The organism is Streptomyces sp. NPDC005574 (assembly GCF_040605435.1).
Taxonomy (GTDB): domain Bacteria; phylum Actinomycetota; class Actinomycetes; order Streptomycetales; family Streptomycetaceae; genus Streptomyces.
In genome coordinates, this window is sequence record NZ_JBEXCW010000366.1 from 1 (window position 1) to 1,001 (window position 1,001).

At 70.7% G+C, this 1,001-nt stretch carries 1 protein-coding gene; it reads left to right on the forward strand.

All coding sequences use genetic code 11. The features are described 5' to 3' along the window. Positions 1 to 312: 312 nt before the first annotated feature. A partial coding sequence (locus ABZT03_RS44780; RefSeq protein WP_356050118.1) for a DDE-type integrase/transposase/recombinase occupies positions 313 to 1,001 on the forward strand: 689 nt, incomplete at its 3' end.

Below are 1,001 nucleotides of genomic sequence, written 5' to 3' on the forward strand. Positions count from 1 at the left end.
CCCGCGGGTTCGCCGGTTCGGGACGCGCTCTGCGCGGTGGTGGGGTTCGCGTTCGCCGCGAGGGCCAGACTCGGGAAGTTGAAGGTGCCCACGTGGTTGCTGGTGTCGGCGGCCTGCCACGGCCGGCTGCTGGCACCGGGCTGGCCACCCACCTGACCTTGGAAACGATCAACACGAGCTGGCCCTGACGAAGATCGGCAGGGCGGTCCCATCCTGGCGGCTGGCATGTCCGCAAACGTTTCGGAGGGGCACCGGATGGCGTTGGTCGATGAGGAGGAGCGACGGCGGGCCGAGCGGGCCCACCAAGTCGCCTTGTTCCGTTACCAGTTGATCCGTGAGGCGGCTGACGCTGCCCTGAGCCCGCGCCAGCGCGGGGTGATGGTCCGGGCGATCGCCGCCCAGGTGCACACCGATCCGTTCGGGAAACCCGTCAAGATCACGCGCGGGACGGTGGACCGCTGGCTCAAGCTCTGGCGCGATGGCGGCTTCGACGCGCTGCTGCCGCCCACCCGCCAGGTCACCCCGCGCACCCCGGAGGAGGTCCTTGACCTGGCGGCCGCGCTCAAGCGGGAGAACCCGAGCCGCTCGACCGCTCAGGTGGTACGGATCCTGCAGCAGCACCTCGGGTGGGGCCCGTCCTACCGCACCGTCCACCGCCACCTGGGCCGGCTCGAGTTGCTGACCCGCCCGGACGGACAGGCGCCGGAGGCGTTCGGCCGGTTCGAGGCCACGCGGCCCAACGAGCTCTGGGTCGGAGACGCACTGCACGGGCCGAAGATCGCAGGTCACAAGGCGTATCTCTTCGCGTTCGTCGACGACAACAGCCGGGCCGTGGTCGGGCATCGCTGGGGCGGCGCCGAGGACAGCGTCCGCTTGGCGGCGGCGCTTCGGCCAGCGCTGGCGGCCCGCGGCGTTCCCGAAGGCATCTACGTCGACAACGGGAGCGCTTTTGTGGACTCTGCCCTGCTCAGGGCATGCGCGAGGCTCGGGATCAAGCTGAT